General features: G+C 34.7%; 26 protein-coding genes and 1 tRNA gene. 16 read left to right on the top strand and 11 right to left on the bottom strand.

The features are described 5' to 3' along the window. Positions 1-3: 3 nt before the first annotated feature. The 5 genes from SOP96_RS13265 to SOP96_RS13245 all read right to left on the bottom strand — a co-directional run bounded on the left by SOP96_RS13265 (position 4) and on the right by SOP96_RS13245 (position 4201). On the bottom strand, positions 4-1113 hold the full coding sequence (locus SOP96_RS13265; protein ID WP_326321413.1) for a hypothetical protein: 1110 nt from the start codon (positions 1111-1113) through the stop codon (positions 4-6). 12 nt (positions 1114-1125) lie between these two features. Beyond that, positions 1126-2583, bottom strand: a complete 1458-nt coding sequence (locus tag SOP96_RS13260) for a hypothetical protein (RefSeq protein WP_326321412.1) — start codon at positions 2581-2583, stop codon at positions 1126-1128. Between the two features lie 334 nt (positions 2584-2917). Beyond that, the gene (locus SOP96_RS13255) at positions 2918-3370 is read right to left on the bottom strand and encodes a hypothetical protein (protein ID WP_326321411.1); all 453 of its coding nucleotides are present in this window, start codon (positions 3368-3370) and stop codon (positions 2918-2920) included. A 7-nt stretch (positions 3371-3377) separates the two neighbouring features. Then, the gene (locus SOP96_RS13250) at positions 3378-3743 is read right to left on the bottom strand and encodes a hypothetical protein (protein ID WP_326321410.1); all 366 of its coding nucleotides are present in this window, start codon (positions 3741-3743) and stop codon (positions 3378-3380) included. Positions 3744-3745: 2 nt separating this feature from the next. Continuing rightward, complete coding sequence (locus tag SOP96_RS13245; protein WP_326321409.1) at positions 3746-4201, bottom strand: hypothetical protein; 456 nt, start codon at positions 4199-4201, stop codon at positions 3746-3748. Between the two features lie 371 nt (positions 4202-4572). Between SOP96_RS13245 and SOP96_RS13240 the strand changes: the two genes are divergently transcribed. The 3 genes from SOP96_RS13240 (at position 4573) to SOP96_RS13230 (ending at position 8560) form a co-directional block, all read left to right on the top strand. Then, a complete protein-coding gene (locus tag SOP96_RS13240; protein WP_047479131.1) occupies positions 4573-4863 on the top strand; it encodes a hypothetical protein in 291 nt (96 codons plus the stop codon). 76 nt (positions 4864-4939) lie between these two features. Beyond that, entirely contained in the window at positions 4940-6994 is a 2055-nt protein-coding gene (locus SOP96_RS13235) for an ATP-binding protein (RefSeq protein ID WP_326321408.1), read from the top strand. A gap of 1035 nt (positions 6995-8029) precedes the next feature. Continuing rightward, a complete protein-coding gene (locus SOP96_RS13230; RefSeq protein WP_326321407.1) occupies positions 8030-8560 on the top strand; it encodes an antirestriction protein ArdA in 531 nt (176 codons plus the stop codon). A gap of 147 nt (positions 8561-8707) precedes the next feature. On the opposite strand, the gene SOP96_RS13225 is transcribed toward SOP96_RS13230, so the two are convergent. Continuing rightward, positions 8708-8778: transfer RNA gene (locus tag SOP96_RS13225), tRNA-Gln, on the bottom strand. Positions 8779-9030: 252 nt separating this feature from the next. On the opposite strand from SOP96_RS13225, the gene der reads away from it, so the two are divergent. Together der and upp are read left to right on the top strand one after the other, a co-directional pair. After that, entirely contained in the window at positions 9031-10341 is a 1311-nt protein-coding gene (der, locus tag SOP96_RS13220; protein WP_326321406.1) for a ribosome biogenesis GTPase Der, read from the top strand. A 78-nt stretch (positions 10342-10419) separates the two neighbouring features. Beyond that, positions 10420-11073 (top strand): uracil phosphoribosyltransferase, encoded by a 654-nt coding sequence (gene upp / locus SOP96_RS13215; RefSeq protein ID WP_326321405.1) that lies wholly within the window; start codon positions 10420-10422, stop codon positions 11071-11073. On the opposite strand, the gene SOP96_RS13210 is transcribed toward upp, so the two are convergent. The 4 genes from SOP96_RS13210 to SOP96_RS13195 form a co-directional block, all read right to left on the bottom strand. After that, complete coding sequence (locus tag SOP96_RS13210) at positions 11062-11751, bottom strand: alpha/beta fold hydrolase (RefSeq protein ID WP_326321404.1); 690 nt, start codon at positions 11749-11751, stop codon at positions 11062-11064. The genes upp and SOP96_RS13210 overlap by 12 nt on opposite strands. A gap of 62 nt (positions 11752-11813) precedes the next feature. Continuing rightward, a complete protein-coding gene (locus SOP96_RS13205; RefSeq protein ID WP_326321403.1) occupies positions 11814-12653 on the bottom strand; it encodes a M50 family metallopeptidase in 840 nt (279 codons plus the stop codon). A gap of 145 nt (positions 12654-12798) precedes the next feature. After that, positions 12799-13740, bottom strand: coding sequence for a Na/Pi cotransporter family protein (locus tag SOP96_RS13200; protein ID WP_326321402.1), 942 nt, complete (start codon positions 13738-13740; stop codon positions 12799-12801). Positions 13741-13873: 133 nt separating this feature from the next. After that, positions 13874-14527: a ComF family protein gene (locus tag SOP96_RS13195; protein WP_326321401.1), complete on the bottom strand. Its 654-nt coding sequence runs from the start codon at positions 14525-14527 to the stop codon at positions 13874-13876. A gap of 92 nt (positions 14528-14619) precedes the next feature. Between SOP96_RS13195 and SOP96_RS13190 the strand changes: the two genes are divergently transcribed. The 5 genes from SOP96_RS13190 to SOP96_RS13170 all read left to right on the top strand — a co-directional run bounded on the left by SOP96_RS13190 (position 14620) and on the right by SOP96_RS13170 (position 18329). Then, complete coding sequence (locus tag SOP96_RS13190) at positions 14620-15003, top strand: acyl-CoA thioesterase (protein WP_326321400.1); 384 nt, start codon at positions 14620-14622, stop codon at positions 15001-15003. A gap of 60 nt (positions 15004-15063) precedes the next feature. Further along, a complete protein-coding gene (locus SOP96_RS13185; protein WP_066433447.1) occupies positions 15064-15510 on the top strand; it encodes a 6-pyruvoyl trahydropterin synthase family protein in 447 nt (148 codons plus the stop codon). A gap of 23 nt (positions 15511-15533) precedes the next feature. Further along, complete coding sequence (locus SOP96_RS13180; RefSeq protein WP_326321399.1) at positions 15534-16340, top strand: UDP-2,3-diacylglucosamine diphosphatase; 807 nt, start codon at positions 15534-15536, stop codon at positions 16338-16340. 157 nt (positions 16341-16497) lie between these two features. After that, entirely contained in the window at positions 16498-17478 is a 981-nt protein-coding gene (locus tag SOP96_RS13175) for a LuxE/PaaK family acyltransferase (RefSeq protein ID WP_326321398.1), read from the top strand. 305 nt (positions 17479-17783) lie between these two features. Continuing rightward, complete coding sequence (locus SOP96_RS13170; RefSeq protein WP_326321397.1) at positions 17784-18329, top strand: hypothetical protein; 546 nt, start codon at positions 17784-17786, stop codon at positions 18327-18329. A 68-nt stretch (positions 18330-18397) separates the two neighbouring features. Here the strand turns inward: SOP96_RS13170 and aqpZ are convergent, their stop codons facing one another. After that, on the bottom strand, positions 18398-19114 hold the full coding sequence (gene aqpZ / locus SOP96_RS13165; protein WP_326321476.1) for an aquaporin Z: 717 nt from the start codon (positions 19112-19114) through the stop codon (positions 18398-18400). 217 nt (positions 19115-19331) lie between these two features. Here aqpZ and SOP96_RS13160 point away from each other — a divergent pair, with 217 nt between their 5' ends. The 6 genes from SOP96_RS13160 (at position 19332) to SOP96_RS13135 (ending at position 24293) form a co-directional block, all read left to right on the top strand. Further along, positions 19332-19949, top strand: a complete 618-nt coding sequence (locus SOP96_RS13160) for a DUF5715 family protein (protein WP_326321396.1) — start codon at positions 19332-19334, stop codon at positions 19947-19949. An 81-nt stretch (positions 19950-20030) separates the two neighbouring features. Next, complete coding sequence (locus SOP96_RS13155) at positions 20031-20771, top strand: hypothetical protein (RefSeq protein ID WP_326321395.1); 741 nt, start codon at positions 20031-20033, stop codon at positions 20769-20771. A 264-nt stretch (positions 20772-21035) separates the two neighbouring features. Beyond that, positions 21036-21386, top strand: coding sequence for a hypothetical protein (locus tag SOP96_RS13150; RefSeq protein WP_326321394.1), 351 nt, complete (start codon positions 21036-21038; stop codon positions 21384-21386). Positions 21387-21436: 50 nt separating this feature from the next. Further along, entirely contained in the window at positions 21437-22150 is a 714-nt protein-coding gene (locus SOP96_RS13145) for a sensor histidine kinase (protein ID WP_326321393.1), read from the top strand. Further along, positions 22134-22811, top strand: a complete 678-nt coding sequence (locus tag SOP96_RS13140; RefSeq protein ID WP_326321392.1) for a response regulator transcription factor — start codon at positions 22134-22136, stop codon at positions 22809-22811. Before SOP96_RS13145 ends, SOP96_RS13140 begins: the two co-directional genes overlap by 17 nt. 135 nt (positions 22812-22946) lie before the next feature. Continuing rightward, entirely contained in the window at positions 22947-24293 is a 1347-nt protein-coding gene (locus tag SOP96_RS13135) for a T6SS phospholipase effector Tle1-like catalytic domain-containing protein (RefSeq protein WP_326321391.1), read from the top strand. Positions 24294-24408: the final 115 nt, after the last annotated feature.

Genomic DNA, 24408 nt, shown 5'->3' with positions numbered 1-24408 from the left:
TTGTTATTTCGTAAAGTTATTCAATAAATTTTTATTCTCGTATTTTTCTCTTTCTGTTTTTAAAGAAACAAGCCAATCCAGATACATTTCTTCTGGCATTTGACGATAGCCAATATCATAAATATGGCTGTATTCCTTTGTCATTAATTCAAACAGTTCTTTAGCTTTCAGGTCTTTCTGTGCAATTTTGATGTTTTCAGGATTATCAGTTTTTAGATTTTGGTTGTTCATTAATTTTTCAAACTGAGCTTTGTGAGTTTCAGCTTTCAAAATCAATGCTTTGGCAAAATTAGGATAAACTTCTAAGGCTCTGTTGGTAGCTTTTAAAACAAATTCTCCATCATTATTGGGGAAATTCCTGTTGTAAGCTTGTGCTAAATCAAAAAGGCATAAAGCAAGACTTTCTTTATTGTTCAAGGCTTTCATAAACACACCATTTTTTATGGCATCTAAATGAATGTAGCCAGAAGCCATTAACCAAGAATCCTGTGGAAATATCCCACTTGTCAATTCCGTATTATACCATCCGTCAGATTTTATTTGATGCTTGATATAAACATGATTGGGTGCTAATGCTAAATTTGCTTCAACTCCTAATTCTTCTGCCAAGATTTTATACAGATATGGCATAGAATTACAATTTCCTTTTTTAGTCGTTAAGAGTTTTGATACAAATAAATTAGTAATATCATTGTGTCCGAAAACATCATTAAACTCATAGTAAAAAGGTTTATAATCAATTACAGTATCTCTTACGGCAATAGGCAGAGTTTGACACATAATTGAGTAAACTGCTGCATATTTGCTTACCTTTTCTTTGTCAGACTGCTTGTATGTTAAATCCCTGTTTTGAATAATGGCATTAGCAAAATTCTTTAAAAAATTTACTTCCCGATTTAATTTATCTGTATCTAATTTCCCCTGATAATAGGAGTTTTCCACGCTGAAAACAGCCTCTTTGAAGCTGTACTGCTGCTTATCATTCAGCATATTATCAATAGTCTGATAAGCATCATTGTAAAATTGATTGCTTTGTGCCTTAATAATACTATTCGCGCAAAACAACATTACTGAAAATAGGAGAAGTAATCTATTTTTAAATATTTGGTTCATTATTTTTATAATCTATGTAAGTAGTTCTCTTCTTTGTTTCTTTCTTTGTTCTTCTTTTCTTTTTTCTTCGGCTTTTTTCTTTTCCTCCTGAGCTTTCCTCTTCGCTTCTTCCTGCTTCTGTTTTTGCTTTAAAGCATTTATTTGCCTTATCTTTTCCGCCAGCTCTTCGCTTTTCTGTCGGCTAGATTCCTCTTTCATATTTCCGAGCCACTGCTGATAAGCGCCATCAGGCATCATAACAAAACCTAAATTATCAATATTGTCAAATTGCGCTTTAGTTTCCAGTAATAAAGCAACGGCTCTTGGATAAAACCTAATCTTTTTCAGTTCTTCGGGATTTTCCAAATCTTTAACACCTAATTGCCCTGCAACATGAGCCAATCTTGCCTGTTGATACATCGATTTTAGCTGGTTGGCGTAAATATTATTCGGTGAATGTTCCAGAGCTTTATTTAAGATTTTTCCCACAAATTCATCCATCCCATATTTATGAATATAGCCATTGGCTAAATCTGCATAAACCTGAGCCAACAATTCTTTCTTACTAAGACTTTTCATGTAAATATCATTCTGTAAAGCCTCAGATTTAATATAACCCGATTCAAGAATTAACGAGTTAGCCGTAAAAATCCCATTTGTCAGCTCTATATTCTGCCATTCTCCATCCTCATCCTTAAATTTAATGTACGAGTGATTGGGAGCGTAGGCTAAATGAGCCTCTGTGTTCATTTCTTCTGCTAAAGTCAAATATAATAAGGGCATTGAATGACATTGACCAGAACCAGTTTTTAAAAGCTTTGATACAAACATTTTAGAGTGGTCTTTTTGCCCCATGTAGTCCTCAAAATCATATTTGAAAGCTTTGTGTTGAACTCCTCCTAATTTCATGTCTTTAGAAAAGTAATCAAATATCATGAGATTTTTATCTGTGTTGCTTTCAGTATCTTGTTTTCTTTCCTTCATTTTCTGCAAAAGCTGTTTTGCAGTTTTTTGGATTCCAGATTTGAATTGATTGTAATTAAGCTTATTACTATAATAAGCGTTTTCCACGATAAAATTAGCTTCACCTATTGAGTAATTGTCAGCGTTCAGTGAAGCTAATTGATTGTAAGCATCGTAGTAATATTGTGTTCCTGTTGCTTTTGAAAATGAAGGTAGATTATAAAAAGAATCTTCAATTGCTTGTAATCTGTTTTGTTCTGCTTGTCTGGCTTTAATTTCTTGTTCCTGAGCGACTCTTTTAAAATCCTCCTGAACCATTTTCATATTTTGCTGGTTTACTTTTGAACCACCGTAAAAACTTTGTGGTACAGAGGGTGTATTTGTTTTTACTGGATTACTATAATTTTGATTAGAATACTCCTGAATACTATTAGCATTGGGCTGTACAGAAGTTGGGAAATTAGGAATTTGACTAAATCCACTTATGCTCAAGCATAAACAGCTTAAAATCTGTAAATTTTTCTTCATGTTAATAATCTTTTTTCATGTGTTTTGGTATTTTACAATTTTACAACAATTTTTATAAAGTGAAAAACGGTTTCCCATTTTTAGAATAATATTTATCTATTTGCAAATCTATATTTGAGATACGACAAAACCTGACGTTTCTTTCTCCAAATTTTCCATATTAGAATGTTTAGATTGGTTTAAATGTGAGAAAAAAAAAAAAAAATAAGTAAGATAATAATTGTAGTATGTATTGGTACTATCTAGCAGATTCTTGATAAATCCTCTGTTCATAGGCATTTACAGGGGTAAAAAGTAAGCCCGAACCCATAAGGTCAAGGCTTTGTTTTTTTTATTACATTTTCACCAAGTCAAACCAAGTTCCGTTACTGTTATCTTTCCACTGAATCTGAGTTGCTGATACTTTTCTAAATTCAAAACTCTGTGTTGTGGTTGTGATGTTGTATTTAACAGTAAAGTTATACTGTGTACCACTGTTAACAGTTTCGTCAACGCTTCCTCCATTCGGACTTGATTTTATTGTTCCTGTCATACTCTGTTCGCTTACACCTGTTACGAGTAAGATAAAATCATCTGCTGTAAACTTATAAAGTTTGTTTGAGGTAGTCCCATTGGTAACGCCCCAAGTTCCCTGAATCCACGTTGGAGGGTGAAAGTATTGAGTTGTTGCAGGTTGTTGATTGGTTGGGGTGCTATCATCATCATTGTTGCTCGAGCAACTTGTAGTTAATAATGTAGCTGTTAGCGATAATGCTACTAATGTAGCTTTGAAAGAAAATTTTTTCATACTAATGTTATGGTTTTATATTAATATATCTTGTTCCGTCTCCTGCAATATCCATAATCTCTAATCTGTTTTTGTTATAGGAAAGAATGTAAAGTTTATCTTCTCTACTTCTTAAAAAACAGCTTATAACAGGAAGTGAGGTGTCGCAACGACTTTGTTTGTCAATTTTGAAAACATAGGGAGTTGGGAATTCAGAATCTATTACACTTACTGTGTTTTTAGAATTGTTAATTACAATCTTTGTTTTTCGTGTAGCAAGTTCTGTTACATTCATATTTTTGACAATCTGAGCCATATTGTAGCTGAATGTTTTTGTTTGTGCAGATAGTTGTAATGTTAGACCTACTGCTAGACCTAGAAAAATCTTTTTCATAATTATTCGGTAATTAAAAAACTGTTTCTTTTTTCGCTTGCTTCTGCGTAACTGCCAAATACAAAGATTTCTTTCTTTTTAACTCTGCCATTACGAATTTTCGCATCGGGTGAACTTAGATAGTTTGAGATTATAAGGTCTTCCAATTGTGCTTTTTCATCCTCGTTCAAATCTTGGGTTATATCTTGGATTCCTGAGACAAAATTGGCTAATCTTGTGTCCATTCCATAATCTTCTTCAACAAGTAAGTGTACAAATACATATTGTTTTTGAGCTTTAGCATGTGCTTCCAACTTACGGTCAATCTCTTCAAATTGAATTTTGGCATTAGCTTTTGTTTTAGCCATTAGAGAGTCAATGTGTGGGTCGGGTTCTCTAGTAGGTTTGGATTTTTCGCAGGAGTAGAAAAATAGCACTGTGGATAGTAGCAGTGAGTAGGGTAGCAGAATCTTTTTCATAAGTGAGTGCTGTTGTATCACTCAGTCCCTAAAGTGAAAGGTTAATAAATGCAAACAGCGTGGAGACTAAAGCTCTTAGTTTGCTAAAAGGTGGCTCTGGTAAACCAATACATTACAAACAAGAAACAGATAGCCTACCACGCCATAGGTGGAGGCATCAACCGTTTACTCTGTAATGTATTTGAAATGTACCAGATTTCCTTTTAACAGAATAAAAGCTAACGCTTATATTTTTTCGATAAATTTGAATGGCTAAGATATGAATTTATATATGATATTTATTTAGAAAATATTCTGTCAATTAAAAAATATATAATACGTCAAGTTTTGTCGTATTAGCGCTATAGCTTTGTTTTCAATAAATAAAGATTATGACACCAAAAGAACTTTACGAAATAGTTGTTAGCGATTTTCCAATAAATATTCACCCTCTACATAAGGCAATTATGGAGGAATGTTGTGAAAATGCAATAAACAATCCTCAAAAAATAGAAGATAAAGATACATTGCTTTATGCAGTTAGAGTTGCTTTTTTAACAAGTGATTCAGCTTTAAAGGGTACTTTGTTAGGCGTTTTACAATCAAGTGATACAGAAGTAATAATACTTAATTATCGGGAACAAAGTTTTGAGATTAAAAAAGATTCAGGTATATTAAAATAATTTATGGAAAAAGGACTTTTCCTGTATTATTAAATACTTAATTTCATACTTTTGACTATCTGTAATATTGATATTTATGGCACTAACAGTAATCGAACAAAAAATCAACTATAAAGGTTTAATAAATACATTGGATATTAAGCCTGATGAATATTTGTTACCCCTTTATGAGGTAATTGTTAATTCAATTCAAAGTTTAGAGGATAATGTTGGTGAAAAGAACAAAAATATTACAATAAAAATTCATAAAGAAAAGATTGGACATCTTAAATTTGAAGAGGATTATGATAATTATTCAGGAATTTTAGGATTTACAGTTACAGATAATGGTGTTGGTTTTACCGATAAAAGACAGGATGCCTTTAGTACACCTTTTACAAATTTTAATGCTAAAAAAGGAGGTAAAGGAATGGGGAGATATACTGTATTAGCCTGCTTTGAAAGTCTTGAGATAGAAAGTGGTTTTTTACAGCAAGAAAATTTCTATACTAGAAATTACAAATTTGATAATGTTACGGGTCTTCAAAAAGAGGATGATATTATTAATATCTCTAAAAAACCAAACAAAACAGTCGTTCATTTAAATAATTATAGAATAGAGTTTTTTAAGTATATAAAGGACAATCGAATTGATATTACAGATATATCAGAGGGAATAATTCAACATTGCTTATTATATTTTCTAAATGATGACTGTCCAACAGTTAGACTTATGTATGATGACCAAAATATTAGTGAAGCTTTAGTTCTAAATGATATATATAAATCTGTCATAAAGTTTGAAAGTGAGCCTAAGAGAATAAAATTAGACAATGCTAATATTGATGAAGAATTTATTATAAACTATATAAAAAATTTTAATGGAGTTCATTCTCATTCTCTGCATTTGTGTGCTAATAAAAGACAGGTAGGTGAGAAACATAGTTTAACACCTTATATTCCTTCTTTTAAAGAATTATATGATGGTGATGATAAATATCATTTATCAATTTATGTAGAGAGTAAATTTTTAGATAGGAAAAATAATCCACAAAGAAATAAATTTTCATTCCCTGAGAAAGAAGAGAAAAAGAATTCTTATGATGAGATTTCTATGGACGAATTGTTTAAATCCTTATCTGAAAATGTCCGTAATGATTACAAGGATTATATTGAAGAAGCTGAAAAAGAGAAAAATGATAGAATTGAGCGCTATATACTTAATCCTAAAAAGCCAAGATTAAGATATAGACATCTTCTAGGTGTTGAAAATATTTTTGACGACATACCAATCAATGCTTCAGATGAAACATTAGAAGCTAGATTACATGAAAAAGAGTTTAAACTTGAACAGAAAAGAGAGCGTGTATTTGATAGGGTATTTAAAAAGAAAAAATACGATAAAGAAGAATTTGGTTCAATTGTAAATGAGATTTTAAAGGAGGAGGCTGCATTTTCAAAAGATAAATTAGCGGATTTAATGATTAAAAGGAAATCTGTAATAAAACTTTTTCAAAAATATTTAGAATGGAGAAATGATGAAAATTTTATGCTTGAACAAGACCTGCATAATATCATTTTTACAATGGGAGCCGAAACAGACAATATGCCAATAGAGTATCATAATCTTTGGCTTTTGGATGAAAGATTTACTTTCCATTCTTATGCTACTTCGGATATTAAAACTAAAAGTCAAAAACAATTAGACAGTAAAGGTAATAAAGAGCCAGATTTATTTATATATGATGTTCCATGGGCATATGCGGATGATATTGATAGGATAAATTCTTTGGTGGTTTTTGAATTTAAGAAGCCTGGAAAAGAACTCAGCAATTCTACAAACTTAGATGATTTGATAATTAAGTATTTCGAGGATTTAATGCAAAGTAAGGCTCGTAGTAATAAAGGTAAGCTTTTAAATATTGAAGATAATACACCTAAATTCGGATATATCATTTGTGAATTAAATAAAGACTTAATTGATAGAAATGTTAAATGGAACGGTTTTAAAAAAAGCGCATTTGGACATCTGTATAAAATAAATCCAGACCTAAATATGCATATTGAAGTAATGAGTTATGAGCAAATGTTGGATTTTGCGGATAAGAGGCATAATACTTTTTTCAAGGCATTAGGAATTGATAATTTATAAATTGAATTTAAGTAATAAAAATTTTGTCTTATAAATAGGATTCATTTTACAGTTTATATTTAATTTCTCCATTTATCAGAAAAGGATTCAAAGAACATAATTGCCTCTAAATCTTGGGTTTGTTGAAGAAATGATATTATACTAATTCTAAATTAAGAACCTTAACAATTTAAGTTAAGGTTTTTTATTTTTAAAAGGTGGTGTAAGTAATCTCTATGGTTTTGTTGAGTGTTGAAAAATTAGATTTGAGTAAATTAGATTTTGCAAATATATATCTACCCATTTGCCCCAAAACGAAAAAAAGTCCCTCAGTAAATTGAGCGACTTAAAAAACACAAATGATGAAAAAAAATTATTTTTCTGAGACTAATCTATTACTTTTTTGTTAGCTCATGCAAATCTGATGATAAATCTCTGTCAACTACGATAAACAGATACACTTACAGAGTTTCTGCTACATAGTACCTATATATACTAAATTTTTATTTCTTACTTAATTTTATTCTAACACACTTCTACATTATTAAACTAATATTTCGGGAAACTATGGTAAACGGCTTGTGCGGTTCTGGATAAGGTAATAGTTTTTCCTGCGGACTTTCGAGAAAATGTATAATACTTAGTTTACTAATTACACCAACCACCAAATTTTTGCTGTAAAAAACACCCCCTATGCCGAATCTCAAAATTTTCATATATGTATCGGGTGTGTACCTACTATAACGGTTTGGGTGTGGGTTATGATGGTTTTTTCGTAGTGTCCCCTATGCTTGGATTTTGTTTTTCTCAGACTGTTTTTAGTTTCCTGCGCTCGGAGTGGTTAAAAAGTTTTTAACTAACCTTGATATTTTGGTTAAAAACTGCTGTAAATACTTGTTTTCATAGGCTTTTTGTTGTATATTTATATGTCTTTACAAGCTACTTTTAGCCTTGTTTCTTTGTGTACAAGGTTCAATATATAAATAAAAATGCCTAGAAGTATTGGCGTACTTGCTAGGCGTATCAATAAATTTTAACTATTCTAAAATTACTGACATGACAAATTTACGAAATTGTCTTGATACTGCTAGTATCTATGTAGGAACGTACGCTAAGTACAACAATTCAAGCCTTTATGGCGAGTGGTTTAACCTTAGCGAATACGGAAGCTATGACGACCTACTGGAAGCAGTGCACGAACTACACAAAGACGAACAAGACCCTGAATTTATGTATCAGGATTACGAAAACTGTGAACTATTTGAGAAACTCGGATTGATACACGAAAGTTTTTTATCTCCCGAAATTTACGAGATAGCCGAGCAAATAAATGAATCAGGTTATGATACAGAAGTATTTGAAGCAGTTTTAGATAATCTTGGAAGGATGGACTTTCAAAGTGTTTATGAGTATGCGAATAATTTTTATTGCGGGAGTTATCCCGATGATGAAACTTTTGTACAGGAGTTGTACGAAAATGATATTCCTTTCAATCTCCCAAACTTCGTTGTAATAGATTGGGAATCCACTTCGAGAAACATTATGTATGATTATTTTGAATCAAACGGACATTATTTCCGTAGCTAAAATGCAATCAGATTCAAATAGATTCAATTGGGTTCACTCCAAGTGTGTTTTATCAAAAGTATGACTGAAAAGGTGACCAAGTGACCAAAAGTGACCAAAATAAAAATGCAACTTGCTATTATTTAGCGAGTTGCATTTATTAGGTAGTAGACCCACAGGGATTCGAACCCCAGATGACTGAACCAAAATCAGTAGTGTTACCGCTACACCATGGGTCTTTATTTCTATGTCGCGAAATTATATAAATTATTTTAAAAATAAAAATGAAATAATGAATATTTGGAGGAAGCAAACGTTTTTTTATTGATATTCAAAGTATTATTTTTCAGAAAAAAGCATACAGATAAAATGCTATAAAACCCAATTTAAATTAAAACTGTATCTTTGCAAAAAAATTGGGCTCCAAAAGTTGGAGAAACCCATTAATAACCCGTCCTGAGCTTAGTCTGAGGATTATTAAACATTTTTTTATGTCGAATATAGTCGCAATCGTTGGGCGTCCCAACGTAGGAAAATCCACGTTATTTAACCGTTTATTAGAAAGAAGGGAAGCCATTGTAGATTCTACTGCAGGAGTTACCAGGGACCGTCATTACGGAAAGTCTGACTGGATTGGGGTGGAATTTACCGTTATAGATACCGGAGGTTATGATGTAAATAACGATGATGTATTTCAGGGAGAAATCTCAAAGCAGGTTCAGCTTGCCATCGATGAGGCAACTTCAATCATATTCATGCTCAATGTGGAAGAAGGGCTTACCGACACCGACTACGAAATCCATGAGATGCTGAGAAGATCCAATAAACCGGTCTATATTGTTATCAATAAAGTAGATTCTGCTAAGGAAGAGCTGGCTGCTACAGAATTTTATCAGCTTGGAATAGAAAAATATTATACGCTTTCTTCTGCCACAGGAAGCGGAACCGGAGAATTGCTTGATGATGTGGTTAAAGATTTTCCGACAACCGAATATAAAGATCCGTTTGAAGGATTACCAAAAATCACCATTGCAGGCCGTCCCAATGTTGGAAAATCAACCCTTACCAATGCTTTGCTTGATAAAGAACGTAATATTGTAACCGATGTTGCAGGAACTACAAGAGACAGCATTCAGACTTTGTATAATAAATTCGGACATGAATTCGTACTGGTAGATACCGCCGGAATGAGAAGAAAATCAAAGGTTTCGGAAGATCTGGAATTTTATTCCGTGATGCGATCCATCCGTTCTATTGAATATTCTGATGTCGTGATTATTATGGTAGATGCTACTTTGGGTTGGGAATCTCAGGATATGAACATTTTTGGGCTGGCTCAAAAGAATAGAAAAGGTATCGTGATTGTAGTTAATAAATGGGATTTGATTGAAGATAAAACGACCAACACAGTAAGAGATTTTGAAAAATCTATCAAAGATAAAATTGGTCAGTTCAACGATATTCCGATTCTTTTTGTTTCTGCTTTAACCAAACAGAGAATTCTGAAAGTTGTAGAAACGGCAATGACTGTTTACGAAGACCGTAAGAAAAAAATTAAAACTTCAAAATTAAACGAAGTGATGCTTCCGATTTTTGAAGGAACACCTCCGCCGGCAAACAAAGGAAAATATATCAAGATCAAATATTGTGTGCAGCTTCCTACGCCTTCGCCACAGTTTGTTTTCTTCTGCAACCTGCCGCAGTACGTAAAAGAACCATACAAAAGATTTACTGAAAACCAGCTCAGAAAAGAATTCGGATTTACCGGAGTTCCTATTGAAGTGTATTTCAGACAAAAATAAAATGATTATCCCTTTCAGATTTTTTGAAAGGGATTTTGTTCTTAATAATTCATATTTTAGATAAAAGTTTTCACAGCAATGAGTACAGTTGTATTATCAGAACAGTTTTCTTTGGTTAATTCTTGGATTAATGAGCTCAGGAATGTAGATATTCAGCACGACAGGATGAGGTTTCGCAGGAATATGGAAAGAATCGGCGAAATAGCAGCCTTCGAAATCAGCAAAAACCTGCATCAGAAGGAAATTGAAATACAGACTCCGCTGGATAAAATCAGGGTGAAGGAAATTGCTGTTCAGCCGGTTATTACAACCATCTTGAGAGCCGGAGTTCCTCTTTTTGAAGGACTTCTGAATTATTTTGATAAAGCCGACTGCGGTTTTGTGGCGGCCTACAGAAAACACGATGCCAATGATTATTTCTCTATCAAGCAGGATTATTTAACGTGTCCGGATATTGGAGGCAGACCACTAATTGTCGGTGATCCGATGCTGGCTACCGGAGCGTCTTTAATTGAAGCTATCAAAGATTTATTAACCCACGGAAAACCCAGTCAGCTTCATATCGTGGCAGCAATTGCTTCAAAACAGGGTGTTGAAACCATACAAAAAGCTTATCCCGAAGCGGAAATCTGGGTGGGAGCCATCGACGAGCAACTTACTTCCAAAGGGTATATCACGCCTGGTCTCGGTGATGCCGGAGATTTGAGCTACGGGGAAAAATTACAAAGATAAATTCAGGAAATCTTTCATTAAATCCAGCAAAAGACCGGTTCTTACCTTATCCATCGGATGTTTTGTATTCGGAAGTACGGCAAGTCTTGCATTCGGAAGGCTTTTGTAAACATCTATGCTTTCTTCAAGTGTAACCATATTATCCTGGTCTCCCACCATAATCTGCACAGGAATATGTATCGTCGACAGATTGTCCTTTAAAGGAGGATTCGTTCCTAAAGAAACCATTAGCCCGGCAACGGAATGTAACAGCTGTCTCCATTTTTTTCCATGCTGTGCTTCCAGAAGGGATGCGTATTTCGGAACTTTTTCGGCAATGGTTTCGGGGTTTAGCATCTTACTTTCCTTTAAAGCCTGTTCTTCCGTCCAGTTGAATTTTGTTCCCAGCGTCATTACGGAATTTAATCTTTCAGGATGCTCCGCAGCGTAGCAAAGCGCAACATACCCGCCCATGCTGTGCCCGAAAATATAAACATCATGGAGATTATTTTTTTCGATGAATTCTTTAAGTTCCTGAGTGTATTTTTGAATGCTGATTCCGTTTTCCGGAAGATCAGAACTTCCATGCCCCGAGAATAAAGGTGTATGGATTGTAAAATAAGATGCAAGCTTATCTGCTAAAGATTCAAAGTTTTGGCTGTGGCCTAATGCGCCGTGAAGTAAAATAAGATCCCGCATGGTAATAATGAGTTTGCTGGAAAATTACTGAAATTTATTGAGACACGCTATGTTGAATGCAGTTATTCTATGTTCAATGAATTCCATATGCTTTTCGGAATTTCGCTTTTAAATGCGGCAAGCTGCTCCATTGCATTATTTTCCTGTTCCGATAATCCATTTTCTTTATAAAACATAAATCTTAGATATGCCGCCCAAAACTGTATGGTTACATCGTGGTCTTTCTCTAAAATTTCAATTTTTTTCACATCAATATTTTTAAATGAATTGTCGATAATGCTCTTTGAAATCAGTTCGTACATGGTTGTTTCCACTTCCTGGGTAATACCCTTTGTGTTCAGCCTCTGAAATCTTTTTCTGTCGGTAAACATAATGCCGGACTTTTCAGGAATTGTTGTTGCAAGAAACAATCCAAATGATGTTAATGAAGATAAAGCAAAAAAAGAATTCAAATAGCTGTCAGATTTAAGGAATGCAACCATGGAAATAATAAAATAAATAAAAGAAAAAACAGGCCCTGCAATAAGGATTTTTGAAAATGATTTAGGATTTATATCCTTTTCAGTTTCAGGCGCTGTTGCGGCTACACCGCCAAAATATGATAAACTTTTATTAAAAAACACCTTTATTTTTCCTTCATCATCTCTGATTCCAAAAAATGCCACAACGAAAAGTTTGAGCTTTTGCCCCAGAGCAAGCCCCGTTAATAAATGTCCCAGCTCATGAATAAATATTGCAAATAAGGGAGCAATTATCACCACAAGGAAAAAAATGATGGTTTCGGTATTATTCCTCGGGAAAAACTTGTCGATATGTGATTGGTCTAAAATTAAATATGCAAGTGTAAAAACAACCACACTAATTAATCCTCCTGATAATATTGAAATTAAATTTTTTTTCATTTTACGCTTTTTAATTGCTAAATTAATCAATATCAACAATTTATTTTTTAAAAAAAAGCATTTTTTTGCCATAACAGAAATATTAAATTCAATCTAAAAGATTCAGGAGATTTTCAGTGCTCATCCAGTTACTATTTGGTAAGCTTTAGGTGTCAAGTCGGTCTGGCAAAATTTTGTTTAATACCCGTTCAAACAAAGGTATAGTCCAAATAAAAATAAATACGGCAAATATATTGAACAACATATGTGCGTTTGCCAGTGTCCTTTCAACAGAAGCCCCATTACTGATTACTTTTACTGATTCAATAAATGGATTAAAAAGAATTAATCCTAAAATGATGGAGAATAAGTTGAAGGTAATGTGAAAAAGGCCGGTTTTAAAAGCTTGTTTACTTCCTTTTATAGTTGCGAGTAATGTGTCGCTGCAGGTTCCCAGCTCCGCCCCAAGCATCACCGCAACACCTCCGGTTAAGCTAAGAATCCCTTTTTTGCATAATATTATAGCCATCCCAACTGTGGCAGACGAAGATTGAATGGCAAGCGTTACAACAGCTCCAATTAAAGCACCTGTTAAAGGAGTCTCTGTCTTTTTCATCCACTCATCAAAAAACGGCTCATCTTTTAGCGGCTCAACAGCATTCTCCATTGTGAATAATCCAAAAAACAGGATGCCAAAATAGAAAATAACTTTGCCGGTATTATTTACACGTTTAGATTTCGAGATAAACAACAGCAGGAATCCCAGTAATAATAATACAGGCGAATATTTGCCAATATCCATTGCGATTATCTGGCTACTGATTGTTGTGCCGATATTAGCCCCCAACACAATTCCCATGGCCTGTCTTAAAGTTAATATCTGAGAATTAACTAATACAATAGTAATAATGATAACAGCCGAGGAAGAATCTAAAAGAGTCGTTACGACAAGGCCCACTAATACGCTGCTTATGGTATTCGATGTGAACTTTTGAATCCACTCATTTGCTCTTTCCCCAATAATAAACCGTATAGATTCAGATAATTTGGTTACTGCAAATAAGAAAAGAATCAATCCTGCAATTACTGATAAAACAATTTCCGTCATCTTTTGTGATTAAATCACTAAAATACTGTGCAAATGAAAAATGAAGATTAATTGTGTAATAATTTTGCATTAAATTTTGAAATCTTTAGATCTTTTTTTGAGGCTGAAAATCTGCCATAACTCCAGCTGCTATTTACGCATCCATCGCCATTACCAGTACGCTTACTTTATTGTTTCCGGCATTAAGAATTTCCCAGGCAATGGAAGCAATCGTATTTCCGGTAGTGAAAACGTCATCAATGATAAGGATATTTTTTTCAGTGATGCTTTTGGTAATGGAAAAGACATTTTCTGACTTTAGCCGGTTCTGTTTATCTTTTAAGGCCTGTGCTTTTGAATACTGATTTCTTTTAATTATATCATGGTCAAATGGAATTCTGTAAAATTCAGAAAGCTTTTCAGTAAATAGATGCAGTTGATTGTACCCTCGTTCTTTCAGCTTTTTGGGATGAAGGGGAACGGAAACCAGCAGATCCGGCTTCTGATCTTTAAAATCGAGCCGCTCTATAGTCCATTCAGCAAGAATTTCTCCGGCCTTCTCCCTGCTTTTGTATTTTAATTCATGAATAATTTTCCTGCTGAGATTTTCTTTGTCAAACTGCATCAAAGCAAAGGTATTTTCAACGGGAAAAAGAAGCCTGCATCTTTCTTTTATGAAATTGTCATCAAAGTAACCGGAAGGTGTGAAATAAATATTGCTAAAACACAATTCACACACCAGAAGGTCAGCCGGGATAATACGATTGCATCCCAGGCAACGGTTAGGAAATAAAATATCTAAAATCATTTGTGCATAATTTTCTGCTAATATACTAACTTCGGAAATTGTACACAGATTCCATAATTTTATATCTTATATTTGAATAAATATTGAGGGAGATGAGCTTAATCTATGAAAAACAGATACAAGTGACAGATGAGCATATCGACAGGAATAACCACGTCAACAATGTTCAGTATGTCAAATGGGTAGAGGAGATAGCCGGTGAGCACTGGGATTTCGTAAAGCACAAAACCAATAATCCGGATGATATCTGGATGCTTCTGGATCATCATATCCAATATAAAAAGCAGGTGTATCTCGGAGAGATTATTAGCATAAAAACTTATCCGAAAACTCCTGAAGGAATCAGGCAGCCCCGGAAAGTGGAATTCTACTGCAACGATCAGCTGGTGGTGGATTCATTGACGCTCTGGGTTTTCATTGATAAAGAAACACAACGAATTATAAGGCTGGAAAATGACTGGCTGAATATTTTGTAGTGGTTTTTAATACATCATTTACCCAGACGAAACTCAGAGCAAATTCCTTATCTTTGTACCATGATACGAATTACAAAAATTTTTACATTCGAAACAGCTCATGTGCTGTACAATTATGACGGAAAATGTAAAAATATGCATGGACATTCCTATAAGCTGTTTGTAACAGTGAAAGGAAAACCAATCAATGATTTGGAGCACCCTAAAAACGGGATGGTGGTAGATTTTGGAGACATCAAAAGTATCGTTAAATCTGAAATTGTAGACGTCTGGGATCACGCGGTGCTGATTAACGGATTGTCCCCGCATAAAGAATTGGGAGAAGATCTTGAAGGAAAAGGGCATAAAGTAATTTACTGCACCTTCCAGCCAACCTGCGAAAACATGCTGTACGCCATTGCAGCAAAAATAAAATCTAAGCTTCCGGAAGGGATTTCTCTGGCTTATCTTAAACTTCATGAAACCGAAAATTCCTACGGAGAGTGGTTTGCTGAAGATAATCAGTAATGTAGATTAATAAATATTCAGAAGTGTTAAAGACAACCATTAACTTAGAGCCTGGAAAAAAAGTATATTTTGCTTCCGATCAGCATTTCGGTGCGCCGGATCCGAAAACGAGCAAAGTGCGTGAACAACACTTTATCCGTTGGATGGATGAAATCAAGCATGATGCACAGGTGCTGTTTTTAATGGGAGACCTTTTTGATTTCTGGCATGAATGGAAACACGTAATCCCGAAAGGATATGTAAGGGTATTGGGTAAAATTGCAGAGCTGAAAGACCGTGGGATTCATATTTATTTCTTTGTTGGCAACCATGACCTCTGGATGAAAGATTATCTTGAAGAAGAAATAGGATGTACCGTTTTTTATACAAAACAATATTTTGAAATGGGCGGAAAGCAATTTCTGCTTGCCCATGGAGACGGCCTCGGACCGGGCGATAAAGGATATAAAAGAATGAAAAAAGTCTTTACCAATCCCGTTGCGCAATGGTTTTTCAGGTGGCTGCACCCGGATATAGCCATGAAGATTGCTTTGTATATGTCCCAGAAAAATAAAATGATTTCCGGGGATGAAGACAAAGAATTTTTAGGAGAGGATAAAGAATTTCTCATTATCTATTCTAAAGAAAAGCTTAAAACACAGAAAATTGATTATTTTATTTACGGGCACCGCCATCTTCCTATGATTATGGAACTCGAAGGAAAAGCAAAATATATCAATCTGGGAGACTGGATTTCCTACTTTACCTACGGAGTATTCGAACAAGATTTTCAGCTCAAAACATTTGAAAAAAACAAAAAAGAATTACCCCGTAAAGAGATAATTCTTTGAGCAAAACAATGTTTACTCTTGTTTTTAATCCATATTCCGGTTTTGTAGTTGCAATAACCCGACCAAAATTTAAATTTTATATAAAAAAAATAGTAAAAAGCTAAATTGTTTTATTAATTGACTTAAAATGAGACAATAAAGTGAAATTCTTTTTGCAGTGGATACAATATTTAATATAAAAAGTGGGCAGGAATTTCTTTCTGCAACCCTAAGAACTTTTCGTTACCAATATCAGAATGTTGAAATTTACAGACGCTTTGTAGATTATCTCAATATTAATCCTGATGAGGTGGATGAACTGGCTAAAATTCCATTTCTTCCCATTGAAATGTTTAAAAATCATCAGATTATCGATAAAAATGTAAAGGCAGATCTTTTCTTTCAGAGTTCCGGAACCACACAGATGAACCTTTCAAAACATTTTATAGCAGATGAAAACCTTTATCAAGAGAGTATTTACAAAAGCTTTGAAGAATTTATAGGAAAACCGGAAGATTTTATTTTCCTCGGATTGCTGCCAAGCTATCTGGAACGTAAGAATTCTTCCCTGATTTATATGGTTGATTATCTAATGAAGAAATCCGGAAAACCCGAAAACGGATATTTTCTTTACAATCATGAAGATTTATTTAAACTTTTAAATGAATTAGAAAATAAAAAAGTCATTCTTTTTGGAGTATCTTTTGCCTTATTGGATTTTCTTGATTATTGCGGCTCAAACGCTCAAACGCTCAAATTCTCCGACTTTCTAACCGTAATTGAAACCGGAGGGATGAAAGGAAGAAAAGAGGAAATGACCAAAGATGAGCTTCTGAAAATTTTACAGAAAGGCTTTAAAACCAAGAAAATTTATTCAGAATATTCCATGACCGAGCTTCTCTCCCAAGCCTATTCTTTAGGAAATAATGAATACCTGTGCCCTGGCTGGATGAAGATCATGATTCGTAATGCAGAAGATCCATTTAGCTATGAAAAAGAAGGAAGAACGGGCGCCATCAACATTATTGATCTGGCCAATATCCATTCCTGTGCGTTCATTGCAACGCAGGATTTGGGAAAAATTGCCGGGGAAAAATTTCAGGTTTTGGGCAGGATTGACCACTCTGATATTCGCGGCTGCAGCCTTCTGGTTAGCTAGGTTTGATTTAGGCTAAAAGAGTAAGGGAGTATTAGTGGTTGATACATAGCTGCTTTCTTACTTTTAGCAGATGATCCCAAAAAATAAAAATTAGAGTCCCGAAGGGACGGCCTATAAAAGAATAGAATGCAATCCTATCAATGTATATTTAATCAAAACAGGAGCTGTGATTTGTATAAGAATAGAACTCACCTTAATAGATTCTGAAGGGACGGACCACACAAGGATGGTATGCAAATCCTAAACGTAAATAAAACATATCAAAGCATATATAGTACGGATATAATTCTGTCAAATTAAAAAAAATGTTAAAAATAGAAGAATTGGTGCATGCATTTATTTATTCTCAATGTGATTTTGAGAAGGAAATTGTATTGACCAATCATTTTCAGGCAGATTGGGAAGCAGATATTCTTATTGTTGATTCGGAAGGGTTCAGCCACGAAATCGAAATCAAGCTTTCTAAAAATGATTTTAAAAATGATTTTAAAAAATCGTATACCAATTCCAACACCGGCGAAAAATTCCTGAAGCACGATAAAATTTCCTGTGGCGATTATATCTGTAATGCATTCAGTTTCCTGCTACCGATGGGAATGGTAGATCACACCCTAATTCCTGAACATTGTGGAATTATAGAGTTTTATCATAATGTAGATTCTTGGGATACAGAATTTTATACCATCAGAAAACCTAAAAAGGTTCATGAAGATTCTTACTGGAAATTGAATGATAAAGATTTGTTCATCCGGAAAATGGCGCTCAATTTACTGCACCGCAAAATGGAAATCAAAGGAAAGCATGAAGAGCTGATCTTTAAAAATCCTTTTGATATTAAAAAATTAAAGTGAATAACATTCGATAAAAAATAAATCCTGTTGCATAGACAGGATTTTTAGTTGATTGAATTTTCCGCAGATTAAACCTTCTTCTGAAGCAGGAACTTATAAATCAGCCCGCCGGAAACTCCTCCCAGGATCGGGGCAGCCCAGAAGAGCCAAAGTTGTGAAACCGCTTTTCCTCCTACGAAAATTGCCTGAGATAATGATCTTGCCGGATTTACCGAAGTGTTGGTGATGGGTATAGAAATCAGATGTATCAGGGTAAGAGCAAGCCCAATGGCAATTCCTGCAAACTTTCCATCCGCATCTTTGTCGGTTGCACCCATGATGATAATCAGGAAAAAGGCAGTTAACAGAAACTCCGTAATAAACGCAGCGCTCATAGAGTAGCTTTTTTCAAAATAAACAGGTGCGTCGTAAAAGTTCGTGGCAAAAGCACCCGGTGCGGAAAAATCGGGAGTTCCGGAACCATTTACAATAACATACAAAGCGCCGGCAGCAGCTATTGCACCAAAACATTGGGCTACAATATACGGAGCCAGGTCGCGGGCAGAAAATCTTCCGCCAGCCAATAACCCGAAACTTACGGCAGGATTAAAATGACCGCCGGAAATATGGCCTACTGCATACGCCATGGTAAGAACGGTGAGCCCGAATGCGAGAGCTACACCAATCAGTAAAATTCCCATTTGTCCGTTGGCGGAAGGTGCAATCTGGGAGGAAAACAATGCGCTGCCGCAGCCTCCGAAAACAAGCCAGAAAGTACCGAAAAATTCGGCGAAAAGTTTTTTCATCATATTTATATTTTTTTAAATGTATTCAAAAATATAATTTCTATGTCAGAATAAAAAATAAATTTATGTGTATTTAATTTACTAATTTGTTTTATTTATTGATTATTTCATAATTATAAATCATATTGTTTAATTTTTTTATAATGTAATTTTATTATTAAATTAAAATCTTATGATATAATTCATTATTTTTAGTTTGCAATTAAGAAAATATTGAATGAAAAAGTTTCTATGCATATCTTTTGCTTTCTTTATTCAGGGGACTTATTATTCCCAGGCAGCCAAAAAAATACTATGCTACGATCTTAAGGAAATTTTAAAAGTTGAGCCCACCTTACTCTACAAGCCTCATCTGGATGCTTCCAAAAGTTTCGGAATTAAGATTCTGAAAGATTCTAAGACCGTTCAGAAATACATCAACAACGGAAAATTTCACAAAATCAGCAAATCAGGAAAAGGATATCGCGTACAAAAGCTCGATTACAGCAGAGCATGGATGGTCTCCAAAGGAAAACTGATGCTGGAAAGAATCGGTACGCGATTCAGTAAAGAAACAAAAGGAAGCACATTCACGGTTTCGTCTGTTACCAGAACCCTCGAAGATCAGTGCAGATTAAGAAAAGTTAATACAAATGCTTCACTTGGCATCAGCTCTCATAACTATGGCAACTCTTTCGATATCTCATATGTCCGTTTTAACGGGGTTTTAGGGAGTAATCCCAGGTTGGAGGCTGCTTTGGAAAAGGTTCTGAAATATTATTATAATGCCGGAAGAATTTACTATATCAAAGAAAGACAGCAAAGTTGCTTTCATATTACCGTTAAGAATTACTAATTAGTTTTCTATTGTATGTGATATACTTGCACAGATAATTTAGTTTCTATAATTTTATGGCACTTAAAAAAACCGTGAAATATGAATATTTTCAACAGAGATCAATTTGATGTAGCCGTAGCAGAATGGACAAACTGTTGCGGGGATTATAAAAGAATCCAAAGCATTATCCCGACGAATTATGTGTTTACTTTTAATTCTGAGCAGGTTGAATGGCTTAAGAACCACAACGATTACAAAGAATTTTGTGCAGAAATAGGAGTTTTCGAAGGCCAGCTGGTAGTTATTTTATGCCCGCTTGATGCTAATGGAGGAAAGCTTATCGTAGACGGATTTCCTTACAGTGTGCTTAGTATGCTGGACGGAGATTTGAGACTGGTAGAAACGGAACAGTATAAAGTGATTAAAAATGCCGTTCTTTCTAAAGATTTGCAGAGAATTGATTATGATTCTGATACCTATTTCCCGATTTCCAACAAGCCAATGCTGGAGCAGGATGTAGCGCTTGATGCAATAGAATTATGGAGAAATGACGGAATGACGTGGTTTTACAGAGAATGTACAGAGTTTGGAGGAATCAGGATTTTTAGAAAATTTTATGTGCCTTCAGAAGATCTTATCTCTGCCAAACCAGGGCTTTACAAAATTGTATGCTCATTCGGGCTGAAATTTTCAGACGTATATCAAAGAGTTTTGCCGACCCTTATTTTTATCTCATTTTATCAGGATCTTCAAAATTCAGGAAGTATAGATACTATTTCCAACACATACGATTGGTCTCAGCCATGTCCGCCAATGTGCCCGATTAATTCTAATCTCTAGTTTATTGTGGATACCTACAAAGTAATACTTTATCTTAATAATAGTTTACTTTTTATTTGTGCTGTTATAGGAATTATCAAGTACAAATTTTTTAAAAATACAGAAAAATGGTATGTTTATTATATCATTTTTCTTTTTTTGATTGAAGCTGTTGTTAAACTCTGTTTTTATATTTTCGGAATAAAGGATGTCAATTTTGTCTTTCCTTTTTATGTAGCCGGGGAGTTTCTTCTATTGTCTGTGTTATTTATCAGGAAACTGAACATGCCTGCATACTGGTATATCCCTGTAGGAATATTTGCTGTTTTATTCCTGATTGATACTCATCTGGTCACGAATGATGTTAAAAAAGTAATTTCCAATATAATAGTGATATGCTTTGCCGGATATGCATTGCTTACGGAGATTAAAAGCAGCAAGATTAATGGCCGTTTTATGCTGGCAGACAGCTTTATTTTTCTGTATTATGCGCTCTCCGTATTTTTGTTTTTCCTTCTGAGGCAGCTTTCAGACTTAGGTAAAGATGAAGCAACAATGCTGTGGAGTATTAATAATATCTTAAGCAGTCTTTTATATCTAACATTTATTTATACCTTTTTAAAATTAAAGAAATAACGCTCAATATTACCTTTTTTATTACGTTAATTGTCGTTCTGGTAATTATCATGTCTTTTATTTTGCTTGCCTACAGAAGCTTTATTAAAAGAATAATTGAAGAAAAAAATGTACAGCATGAAGCTGAAGTGCTCCATCAGAAAAACCTTGTCTTGGAAAACATAAAAGCACAGGAATCCGAAAGAAAAAGAATTGCCGTAATGATTCATGATGATATCGGAAACAGGCTCAATATTCTTTCATTATGGCTGAATAATATTGATACAAAAGGTGATGAAATTATCAGGAAAAACATTACCACCCAGATGTCTTCGCTTATAGACTCGGCGCGAAGCATTTCACATTCATTATATCCGGTAAATCTGGAGACTGTAGGGCTGGTTCTCTATATCGAAGAGCTGATTGCCAATTTATCGGGAAGAATAAATATCTCCCTCAACGTTAGCCCAAAATTTCAGAAAAAAGACATTTTCATAGAAGTTCAGCTTTACAGGATCATTCAGGAATTTACCACCAATGTTCTCAAACATTCGGAAGCAACAAAAGTCTGGATCTATATCAAAGACAATCACAACAATCTCGCAGTAGTCATCTCGGATAACGGAGAAAGTTTTGATTATGAAGAGGTGAAAAAAGGAATGGGTATTAAAAATATAGAATCCCGAATAAAATCCATGAATGCAGCGCACAAATGGAAAAATATTTTAGGTAAAGGAAGCCGGCTAATCATTAAAATTCCGTACACCAATGAACTCTCAAATTAAAATTGCATTAATTGATGACGAACAGCTTATTCTTGAAGGAATAAAAATGCTGCTCGCTTCAGAACAGAATATTTCAGTGGGATTTACCTCCGACAACGGGCCGGATTTCCTCAAAGTGCTCGAAAATACTGCAGAAGAAGATTTCCCGGATATCGCTTTGGTAGATGTTCAGATGCAGCCGATGAATGGCTTTGAGCTCGTGGAGATTCTTAAAGAAAAATACCCCCATCTTAAGATTATTATTCTCTCATCCCATTACAAAACAACCATTCTCGGTTACATGGTGAAGTTGGGAGTTTCCGCATTTTTACCTAAAAACTCCAACCGCCAGGCTTTCATCGAAGCCATTACCATGGTCTATAAAATCGGAATTTTCTTCACCCCTGAAGATCATCAGATGATCTTTTCCTACATGAACAGCCCTACCAAAAAGAGAACCCTTTTTGAAATGGACGATGAATTGTCCGACCGTGAAAAAGATGTCGTAAGGCTCATTTGCCAGGAATGCACCAACAATGAAATTGCCGAAAAGCTGTTCATCAGCCCAAGAACAGTAGAAAGCCACAGACAGAGAATTGTAGAAAAAATAGGCGCCAAAAACACAGTCGGAATTGTTATTTATGCCATCATTAACAACATCCATCCTTTAGAAAGAATCTGATTCCGTAGAAATACGGATTTTTTTATTTAGTATTTTATACTCTAAAATCCCGGTTCTTTTCATCGTTACTTTGGAGGATTCGCTTTGTCAAAGTTGAAAATCTTTGACAAAGTTTAAATCAAACTACAAGGCACCATGAAAAGCAATATAATCTCCGTCGGGATTTTTTTTGACGGAACAGGAAACAACGGGATCAATGCTACCTCCCCCGAAAAACCTCCGAAAAACAACGAAAGCTATTACGGAAATACTACCAATATTTATAAATTATTTCAACGGTTTAATGGTGAGGAGAAAATTTACATAGAAGGCATCGGAACGGTTACCCAAAAGCAAGACAGTGATTTTGCTATGGCAACCTGTAAAAACCCATCAGGACATCAGGGATATTCCTCAGACGACAAATTGCAGAAAGCATTCTCTTTTATTGAAAAAATAATGTCTCATCGTAACAGTCACTATGAATTTTACATTTACGGATTCAGCAGGGGAGCTATGCTTGCCCGAAGTTTTTGCTATGAGCTGCTGAAAGAAAATACCCAGTTTCAGGGAAATATCAGTGTGAAATTTCTTGGTGTTTTCGACACGGTAGAATCTGCACCTTTTAATGACTACAATGTCATGGTACATCCCGCCACAGAACGTGCTTTTCATATTTGCGCCTCCAATGAATGCCGTTTTTTCTTTCCGTTAACCGGCCTTTTTGAAGATTCGGGTTTAATAGAAGATAGAATATCCGAAACAGCAAATTCGGTCTGGAAAAAAATTTTCGTTCCCGGTGCTCATGCAGACGTTGGAGGAGGGTATCTTGAAGGGCCGCAGTCAGTCTATATTTCCCCTAATTTTGTACTTGAAGAAGAACTGAGCAGGTATATTCAAAATATCAGAACATCGGCAGCCGATGCAGAAGGAAATAAAATCTGGGAGCATATTCTCGGAAATTATAAAGTAGATCAGGGAGAAGTTTTTTGTCAGGCTTACCTTTCAAGGAATCTTGTTTTTAATGAGCTTTCTAAAGTATACGGTAAACTTATGCTGAAAGAATCAAATGCTGAAAAACAGGTTTTTAATACTGAATTTTATAACTCTGATTTTTTAATTGATGCTGAAAAACATCCTTATCTTCTTGCGCTTTCCGGTGAATTGGAGCAATATGCCGAAAACCTTTCACCGCAGCTAAAACCTGTTTACAATTACAAAAAACTGGCAGATTATATCCATATTTCGGCGAATTTCGGATTATATCATCCCGCAATTCCGAAAAATTCACCAAAAGAAGACCTTACGGAATTCATCAACAACGGACTCAATGTGCCCGGAAGTTCAGACGATCAGTTCACTGCAAACTCTTCAAAACTCCAGGTAGAAATTCATCATATCGAAGATTCTGTTGTAGATTACGCATACGGAACCAATATCCCGAATAACGACAATTGGAACCGAACCCTATTGATTAAGGAAGATTTATACAATAAATGTTAGTACTTTTTCAGTTTTAAATTTAGGTGTGGAGCTGTCCTGGTAAGGCAGCTCTTTTTTTAGTCCGGCGATCGAAGTTTTTTTAAGATCCACATTAATAAGAACTTATTTTCTTACA

This window comes from Chryseobacterium salviniae, from assembly GCF_035819015.1.
Taxonomy (GTDB): domain Bacteria; phylum Bacteroidota; class Bacteroidia; order Flavobacteriales; family Weeksellaceae; genus Chryseobacterium; species Chryseobacterium salviniae.
The sequence above is the reverse complement of the archived record's forward strand: the minus strand, read 5'-3'. Positions and strand labels throughout refer to the sequence as shown.